The sequence below is a fragment of the Limnoraphis robusta CS-951 genome, assembly GCF_000972705.2.
The window spans coordinates 1-8,825 of record NZ_LATL02000031.1 but is presented as its reverse complement, the minus strand read 5'-3'; the positions used below and the strand labels follow the sequence as shown (position 1 = coordinate 8,825).

At 37.9% G+C, this 8,825-nt stretch carries 5 protein-coding genes; 2 read left to right on the top strand and 3 right to left on the bottom strand.

What is annotated here, in order from left to right; translation table 11 throughout:
- A partial coding sequence (locus tag WN50_RS02505; protein ID WP_049557731.1) for an RNA-guided endonuclease InsQ/TnpB family protein occupies positions 1–641 on the bottom strand: 641 nt, incomplete at its 3' end.
- Between the two features lie 188 nt (positions 642–829).
- The gene (locus WN50_RS02500) at positions 830–1,423 is read right to left on the bottom strand and encodes a pseudouridine synthase (protein WP_046281340.1); all 594 of its coding nucleotides are present in this window, start codon (positions 1,421–1,423) and stop codon (positions 830–832) included.
- A 512-nt stretch (positions 1,424–1,935) separates the two neighbouring features.
- Between WN50_RS02500 and WN50_RS02495 the strand changes: the two genes are divergently transcribed.
- Both WN50_RS02495 and WN50_RS02490 read left to right on the top strand, forming a co-directional pair.
- Positions 1,936–2,172: an NfeD family protein gene (locus tag WN50_RS02495; protein ID WP_046281341.1), complete on the top strand. Its 237-nt coding sequence runs from the start codon at positions 1,936–1,938 to the stop codon at positions 2,170–2,172.
- 330 nt (positions 2,173–2,502) lie between these two features.
- Positions 2,503–3,054 (top strand): GAF domain-containing protein, encoded by a 552-nt coding sequence (locus WN50_RS02490; protein WP_046278713.1) that lies wholly within the window; start codon positions 2,503–2,505, stop codon positions 3,052–3,054.
- Between the two features lie 15 nt (positions 3,055–3,069).
- Here WN50_RS02490 and WN50_RS02485 read toward each other — a convergent pair whose 3' ends face one another.
- Positions 3,070–8,592, bottom strand: a complete 5,523-nt coding sequence (locus WN50_RS02485) for a trifunctional serine/threonine-protein kinase/ATP-binding protein/sensor histidine kinase (protein ID WP_046278712.1) — start codon at positions 8,590–8,592, stop codon at positions 3,070–3,072.
- Positions 8,593–8,825 lie beyond the last annotated feature (233 nt).

Sequence of the window (8,825 nt, the reverse complement as noted above, 5' to 3'; positions counted from 1 at the left end):
TCTTTCCTGAAAAAGCGGGGATTGTCTATTTGATTGCCAAAAGAATCGGTGTAGAAATGGTTAAGACCTACATCTAGCCCAGTTTGTTTTCCTGTGAGTTCTTTGTTTTCCTCTCTGGTATGATCGATTAAAAATTGAGCATAATACCCATCGTGTCTTCTAATCACTCTAACCCGTTTAATTTGTTGGAGTTGATAGAAGTGTAAATCTCGGCTACCCCAAAGTTTAAATGTACCTGCTTGAAACTTATCGGAAAAGGTTAAATAGCGTCTATCTTCTGAAAGTTTCCATCCCGATGTTTTGTATTCAACAGATGCTCTGACTTGAGATTTTTTAAACTTTGGAAATCCTTTTTTCCCCGGTATTTTTTGCCGACATTTTTGATAAAATTGTTCAATGGATGCCCATGCTCTTTCTGCGTGGGCTTGTCGAGCCATAGAATTGAGTTTGTTTACCCAGGGAAAATCTGGATTGTCTGACAGCAGTTTGCAGTAGGCATAAGCATCGTTGCGACTTTTGATTTGACCGTCTATCCATGCTTTAATGATGCTGTTACGAACAAACCTACCAGTACGGATAGCTTCGTCTAACTTTCTGTACTGGTATTGCGTTCCTTGCAGCTTCATTTCATACACAAGCATAGATTATCGGCATCAAGCCACGATAAACTTATGTTAGCATAAAATAATCCGTCGTGAACGACCTTGCTCTAAACCTGCTTCTCTTGGTAAAAATATAATGATTCGGGCTGACTCAATCTAGCGATCGCTATAGATTTGATTTTCAGCTCTTATCAAACTGATTCGTTGGTTCGTCCTGTTGATCAATTTCAAAACCCTGTAATTTTGTATAAGTTTTGAACTTCAATTTGAGTTAATGAGCGCCATTGACCGGGTTCGAGTCCGTCTAACTGTAAATGAGCGATCGCAACTCGAATTAATCTCAAAGTAGGAAACCCGACGGCTGCGGTCATCCGACGAACTTGACGATTTCGCCCTTCCGTGAGGGTGATTTCTAACCAAGCGGTGGGTACTGTTTTGCGAAAACGAATCGGCGGGTCACGAGGGGGTAAAGCAGGTTCAGTTGGGAGAATTTTAACTTGAGCGGGTCGAGTTTGGTAGTCTTTAATATTAACACCGGATCGCAGGGAATTCAAGGCGGTTTCATCCGGTATATTTTCCACCTGAACCCAGTAAGTTCGAGGGTGATGAAATTGGCGATGACTCAAGCGATGTTGGATTTTACCTTGATTGGTGAGAAGCAATAATCCTTCACTATCGCGGTCTAATCGTCCGACGGGATAAACCCCAGGAATCGAGATAAAATCTTTTAAGGTTTTGCGAGGGGAAGTGGTCGGATCGTTATCGGTAAATTGGCATAAAACGTCATAGGGTTTGTAAAACAAAATGTATCGTTCTGACATATTTTCAGGATAATATTTTCGCGATGGGGAACAAATTATAGAGAGTGGACAAAGGGTGAACTGACCCTAAAATAGGCCCTGTGGGGCAAATGGTGTTTGATGATCTTTTGCTAATCCTAATGTATATTGAGATACATTTTAACCCCTATAATATTTTATTCATTCCGGATTTCATCTCATCTTTATAGATTCATTGCTAGTAGAGATTCCATAGAGGATGGTGATCTCAACTTTTCTAGGGTAATGTTCAGCAGGATCTCTCAAGCAGACCTCAGCCCGATCACTAGAGGAAAATCAAAGTGATGTCTTGGGTTAGAGGACATGGTTCCACTTTCGGAACCTAAACAGCTTGAATTTCTTTCATAGAATAACCAGGGTAAGGTGATAGTTAAGTAGAAGGCTATTCTAACAGACAAGAATTGCCATACAAGCCTTGCAATACCCTACAGGCTATTCAAAGCCCAAGTTTCCTCTACTGGCTGATTTTCGATTTACGCAAGGGAGATAGAACGATGTTTTTTCGGAATAAAATACACACCACGCCTTGTGAGTCTAACCCGATAAAGATTTTGGGAGAAGGAATTGTTTCTGAAGAAATCCAGCCCTATCGCCAAGGTCGAGTTAAATTTCAAGCAACTTGGTGGAATGCTCGCTGTGAGACGAATGTTAGACTAATACCTGGAACGGTTGTCCATATCGTTAAAAAAGAAAATATTACCCTGTTTGTTGTCCCTGCACCTTTTGAATGAATAGACAGGCGATCGCAACTTGTTAAAGTCAGGGATTAACGAACAATGTTTCTGATCGCCGCATCTTCCTTTTGAGGGGATGCGATTTTTTTGTCTTTTAGCACTTTACAGGAAATGGCAAAAGCGGGTTTATTGAGGTTTTTGCTGAGAAAATATACATGGGGACAGAACCCGCCCCGACAACAGTGATAACGGTTAATACTAGGTGTATTTTCTTAGTGCTTTACAAGTTCTTGACTAGAAATTTAAATTTTTTGAAAACTATGGTAAAATACCCTTTATCTTATGTAGATATACTCAGAACACGATAATTTTATCTCACTTTGTACAATGACGGCGAATCAGGAATTTCACCCCGATTTTCACCTCAATAGAGTTTTGTATCCATCTAGTGATCCAGGCTTGCGAAGGTTTATTGAACGTTTTCAAGCCCATGAGAAACGAGATGTTCTCGTACAAGAAACAGTGGATCGACTACAAAAAACGCTGCAAGTGAATCGGGTTGTACTGTATTATTTTTATCATCAATGGAAAGGACAAGTCACGTTTGAGGCTTTGAGTCATCCTAAATGGTCAATTTATGGTTCGACGGGAGCGGATGAATGTTTTAATGATGAATATGCGGCTCTATACATGGCTGGACGAACCCGATCCATTTCAGATATAGAAAGAGAACCGATTCATTCTTGTCATCAAGATTTTCTTCGTCAAATAAAAGTTAAAGCCAATTTAGTGGTTCCCATTTTAATGAATCAACAGCAGTTATGGGGATTGTTAGTCGCTCATCATTGTGAGAGTTCCCGTTTTTGGTTATCATCGGAGCTTGAACTTTTAAAAGATGCTGCTCAAATGTTAGCCGTTCAACTGGCGAATCTAGCTTAAGTTTTTTGAGCAATATCACTCCGTTGAAGACAGTCTAACAGGAATTTCAATCACAAATTCTGTCCCTTGATTGAGAGTGGAAATACAGCTTAATTGACCTTGATGACGTTCGACCACAATTTGATAGCTAATTGCTAAACCTAATCCCGTCCCTTTCCCGACTGGTTTCGTCGTAAAAAAGGGATCAAAAATTTTCTTTTGTACTTGTTCACTCATTCCTATACCATTATCGGTGATCTTAATTTTCACGGTTTGAGCTGTTGTCGCTTCGGTCGTGATGGTAATTCTGCTCTGAGGAGAACCCGTTTCTTTTCTCTTGTGTTGGAGAGCATCAATTGCATTAGAGAGAATGTTCATAAACACTTGATTGAGTTGTCCAGGGTAACACTCTATTTTAGGTAAATTGCTGTAGTTTTTCACCAATTCAATAGCAAGTTCATCTGGCTTTGCTTTCAAATGATTTTGCAGAATCATTAACGTTGAGTCAATCCCTTCGTGAATATCAACTGATTTAACTTCCGCTTCATCTAATCGAGAAAAATTCCGCAGTGATTCAACAATTTCTCGAATTCGATTGGCTCCCACATTCATCGAGCTTAACAATTTCGGTAAGTCTTCAACTAAAAACTCTAAATCCACATCTTCGATTAAATCTTGCATTGCTTCTACAGGTTCAGGATAATATTTTTGATAGGCTTGAATCACTTTTAACAAGTCTTCTGCATATTCTTGAGCATGAGCAATGTTCCCAAAAATAAAGTTAACCGGGTTATTAATTTCGTGAGCGACTCCCGCCACTAATTGTCCTAAACTCGACATTTTTTCAGTTTGAATCAATTTAGCTTGAGTCTGTTTAAGTTCTTTTAAAGTTTGAGCTAAACACTTATTTTTTGTATGTAATTGTTGAGTTCGTTCCTGAACTTTTTGCTCTAAGGTTTGATTCGTCGCTTCTAATTGAGACTTGGCGAGTGCCAAATTATCATAAAGCCGAGCATTTTCTATAGAAATTGCGGCTTGAGTTGTAATTAATTCCAGGAGTTGCAAACGTTCAGGAGTAAAAGCACCACTGACCAAATTATTTTCTAAATAAAGAACTCCAACCTGTTGACCTTGCTTGGCAACCGGAGTACAAAGCATGGATTTCGGTTGATGTTTGCTAATATAAGGATCGCTCATCCAGAAGGCATAATCAGCCGCTTCATCTAAAACTAAAGACTGTTGAGTTCGCCAAACATAGTTAATCAAAGATTGAGGTAAATCTTGACACAAATTCACGGGAATTAAAGGAAGATCAAAGGAGTCAAGAGAGGGATGAGAATCCGATTTTACATCAGTTGAAGAGGTGTGAGCGATCACTTCGAGAATTAATTGATTCTCTTTATACCACATCAATGCACATTTTTGTGCGCCAGCATTTTCAATCGCGAGTTGTACTAAACTCGAGAGTAAATTGTTGAGTTTAATCTTGCTCGACAGTGCATGAGAAGCTTTAATCACTGTTGCTAAATCCAGTAGATTATGAGTTCCTGTGACAGAAGCAGAGGAGGGGTTCAGAGAAGAATTTGTGCTGTAGTTTAGGGAGTCAACACTGTTAATTTCACGTTGTAGAATGGGAGACAGCAATTCCGGATAATCTTGTTCTAGTTGTTGGATTTTAAGGACTGCTCCCCAACGAATATAGCTGTAGTAGGCTTCAATCATGTAAGTTTGAGCAAATTTTTCTCGACCTTGAGCTAACCAGAATAGAGCGGCTTGTTCATTGGCGAGTGCTTGTTGTTGAACCCAACCCTGTTGTTTAGCTGAGGCAATTGCTTGATCATATAAATCCAAAGCTTCCCAGTTTTTTCCTTGAATTCTTGCCTGTTCTGCGGCGATTAACAAATATTGAGACCGGAAGTTTTCAGGACAGTTTTCTGTCCAAATTTTCATTTTTTTTTGATTAACTTGAATTTGGTTCTGATAGTTTTCTTTATTTTCTGGTGAAGCTTCAGAATATAAATGAGATAAAATCAAAGACTCAAGAAAGTTGAGTTGTGCGGTTGAAATAAAACCCGGAATATACTGAATCAATAGCTGAGATTCTCGTAAAGTTCGTTCTGCTTCCTTCAACTTTCCAAACGTGAATAAAGCTTGAGTTTTTATAATCTCATAGAAGCAGATTCCCATTGATGTTTTATTTTCTCTGCATTGAGCAAGATACTGAGCTTCACTCAGGAGTTGCTCTCCTAGCAATTCTTCTACTTTAACTTTTCCTAAAAAGAATGTGGCGCCCAAAATCAATCCCAAAATAATGTTAGTGGCGTGTTGATTACTAATTTTACGTGAAAAGACTAAATACTCAGACAATTTTTTTATGAAACTTTCTAAGTTTTCTTCACAGTAAAATAAACTCACCGCCTGGTAAGCCAAGATATAACCAGAATATTGCAACTCTCCTGCTTCTAAACCCGCCTGACATCCTTCGTAAGCGATTCTAGAGATCTCGTTCATGGGTTTGACCCAATGATTAATAACAGCGACAAAAGCTGTACAATTTCGGCATTTATAGCCCTGATCCTGAAAGCGTTCACTCAAAGCAATTGCTAACTGAACCAACTGATAACCAACCTGATAGTTTTGTGATTTTAAAATCAACAGAAGGGCATAGGTCGCATAACCAAAGGAAGATTCAGAAATATGACCATAGTTGAGAGAAATACTAACCATTTTTGTAACAATAAATGACCACAAATCTGGATTCGTAAAATAAGCACCGGGTTCGATATTGCTTAAAATTTTGATGGCGACTCGATACTCTGGCTTTTGTAGTTCTCGCCGATCAATCAGGTCAGAAATATCTTGATGTCTCAAGCGAGACTGAACCTCTAAAAATTCTGAGTCTAAAGCTGTTTTAACTTGAGATTGAGACAGATCAAATCCTAAAAGTTTTAAAGCGGTAATTCCCACTAGAATTGCTTCTTTAAATTGAGTTCTAAAGCTATGTTGGACGATTAGTAAATTGTATATTTCTGCTTTTTCAACAACCGTTTTAGCCTTTAATAACGTCAAATAGATGAATCGTTCTGCTTGTTCAAAGTTGCCATTCAAATATTCTAATTCAGCTCGTTCTTTATGAAGTTCAAAAGCTAGATCATAATGAGACTGCCAACTGGTTTCTTCTAATAACTCTAGACCCATTCGCAAATAGTTAACTGCGGCTGCATAAGCGGTAGAAACTTTTGCTTTCCGTCCCGTGATCAGATTGAGTTCTGCGAGTTGATATTTTTCTGCTTGTTCCTGAATTAACTGCACACCTTGGTTAAAATGATTGGTGATTTCAAAGAGTTTTTCTTCTCTTTCTATTTCTGAAGTCCCTCTCAATAGTAATCGTCCAATTTTTAAATGTGTTGCTTGTTTTTTATCTGGAGAAATCAAACGATAAGCTGCTTGTTGAACCCGATCATGGAGGAACTTATATCGAGGAATTTCTTTTTTAACTGTGAATTCTTCCTGAGTGGTTTCCAATTCATTTTCAGCAAAAAATTTGTACATTCCATCAACCGGAGTAATTAAGCCAGCTTTTAAAGCACTCCATAAATAATTGGCTGTTTGAGTCGGAGACTTTTCAGAAACAACCGCTAATGTTTCTAGATCAAATACATTTCCAATACAAGCCGCTAGTTTCAGAGTATTTTGAGTTTCTAAGGGTAATTTTTGTAACTGATCTGCCATGAATTCTACAACATCAGAACTCATCGTCAAACTTTCAACTTTGGCTCTATCCCACTGCCAAAAACCCAACTCTAAATTCGGAAAAATCAATCCATCTTGATGTAATGCCTTAAGAAATTGACTACTAAAGAAAGGATTACCTTGTGTTTTTTGATAGACGACTTTAGTCAAAGAATTTGCTTTAGCTAGGGGACATTTTAAACTCTCAGAAACTAAATGATTCAGGTGTTCAAACTCTAGCGGTTTCAAACTCATGTGATGTACACTTGCTCCCGCAGTGCAAATTTCATCAAGGGTTAGCGTTAAGGGATGAGCTTGACTGACTTCATTATTGCGATAAGCTCCAATTAATAATAAATAACAAGTATCTGGCTCTGTCATTAACAGTTGAATTAATTTCAGTGACGCTAAATCCGCCCATTGTAAATCATCTAAAAAAATAACTAAGGGGTGATCGGCAGTGGTAAAAACTTGAGTAAACTTACTAAATAACAATTTAAAACGATTTTCTGCTGCTGTTGCTTCGAGTTTGGGTACAGGAGGTTGAGAACCGATTAATAGTTCTAATTCAGGAATGACATCGATAATGACTTGGGCGCTTTCTCCCAATGCAGAAAGAATGCTTGCTTTCCAATGTTGAATGGCAATTTCTGTTTCACTCAAGAGTTGTTGAATCAAATTTTGAAAAGCTTGAACAAAAGCAGAAAAAGGAATATCTCGTTTAAATTGATCAAATTTACCACTGATAAAATATCCCCGTTGGCGAACAATGGGTTTATGAATTTCGTGAACAAGGGCAGATTTTCCAATTCCTGACTGTCCCCCGACTAACATCATTTCTCGACTGCCTTGAGAAACTCGTTCAAAAATAGTCAGCAAAATTTCAACTTCTTTTTCACGACCATAGAGTTTTTCAGGCAGAGAAAAAAGGTTAGAAATATCGTAATTTCCCAAAGGAAAATTGGGGATATTATGATTAATTTTCCACCGTTGTATACAGAGTTCTAAATCATGCTTCAGTCCGCTTGCACTTTGATAGCGGTCTTCTGGCATTTTTGCCATTAATTTCATTACAATATTACTGATAGTCTCCGGAATTGTAGCGATTCTCTCTTTGGGAGAAATGGGTTCACGAGCCATATGACAATGGATTAATTCCAGTGGATCATCAGAAATAAAGGGAAGCTGTCCAGTCAGAAGTTCGTAAAACATGACCCCAACTGAATAGAAATCGCTGCGATAATCAATGCCTCGATTCATACGTCCAGTTTGTTCAGGAGAGATATAACTGACTGTCCCTTCAATTGCAGAAATATTATTGATTTCTGGAGCTTCTTTGGGAATTTTAGAAGCATTGGCAAAGTCGATGAGTTGAATTTTTTCACTCGATGGATTAATGATAACGTTGTGGGGTTTAATGTCTTTATGAATAATTTGGTATTGATTGAGTTGTTCTAATGTTTGAGCAATTTGTTGAGCAATATTTAGAAATTTATTGATTCCTTCATCCGTCGTTGCTAGACCTCGATTGCGTTGTTTTTCAAAATGTAAATCTAGGGAAATTGCCCCGAAGTCTTCCATAATTAAGGCAAGACGTTGATCGACTTGTTGTATTGCTAACATCCGAACCACTCCAGGTAAATTCAGATTTTTGATCAAAGTATAAGCGTTGCGATATTGAGCAAGTTCGCTAAAATTGGGATAAGGATAACGAGGGAGTTTAATAATCACAGACTGCTGATCCTGTTCTCGCTGTGCGCGATAAATTAGAGTTCGAGAGCTACTATAGATTTGCTCAGAAAGGGAATAGCCGATAATGGGTTTCATAGAAACGTTTAGAGAAGGTATTGATGTGATAAAGGACTTGTTTTGAGGTTGTTTATAGCATGAAACAACATCTATTTTTTGTGGCTTGATAAAAAATGAACTCAAATCAATTTATCAAGGGTTTTCATCAAAAAGGATTAAATCTTAATTTAAGGGAGTTGAAATAATTGAACTTGTACAATCACAAGATTAGTTATAGATGATTACTTCTGTGAAGTTTGTAAACTTATGTT

What these genes read in the sequence shown, in the direction of transcription:
- WN50_RS02500 (WP_046281340.1), bottom strand. Translation starts at nt 1,423, where the DNA reads ATGTCAGAACGATACATTTTGTTTTACAAACCCTATGACGTTTTATGC.
- WN50_RS02495 (WP_046281341.1), top strand. Translation starts at nt 1,936, where the DNA reads ATGTTTTTTCGGAATAAAATACACACCACGCCTTGTGAGTCTAACCCG.
- WN50_RS02490 (WP_046278713.1), top strand. Translation starts at nt 2,503, where the DNA reads ATGACGGCGAATCAGGAATTTCACCCCGATTTTCACCTCAATAGAGTT.
- WN50_RS02485 (WP_046278712.1), bottom strand. Translation starts at nt 8,592, where the DNA reads ATGAAACCCATTATCGGCTATTCCCTTTCTGAGCAAATCTATAGTAGC.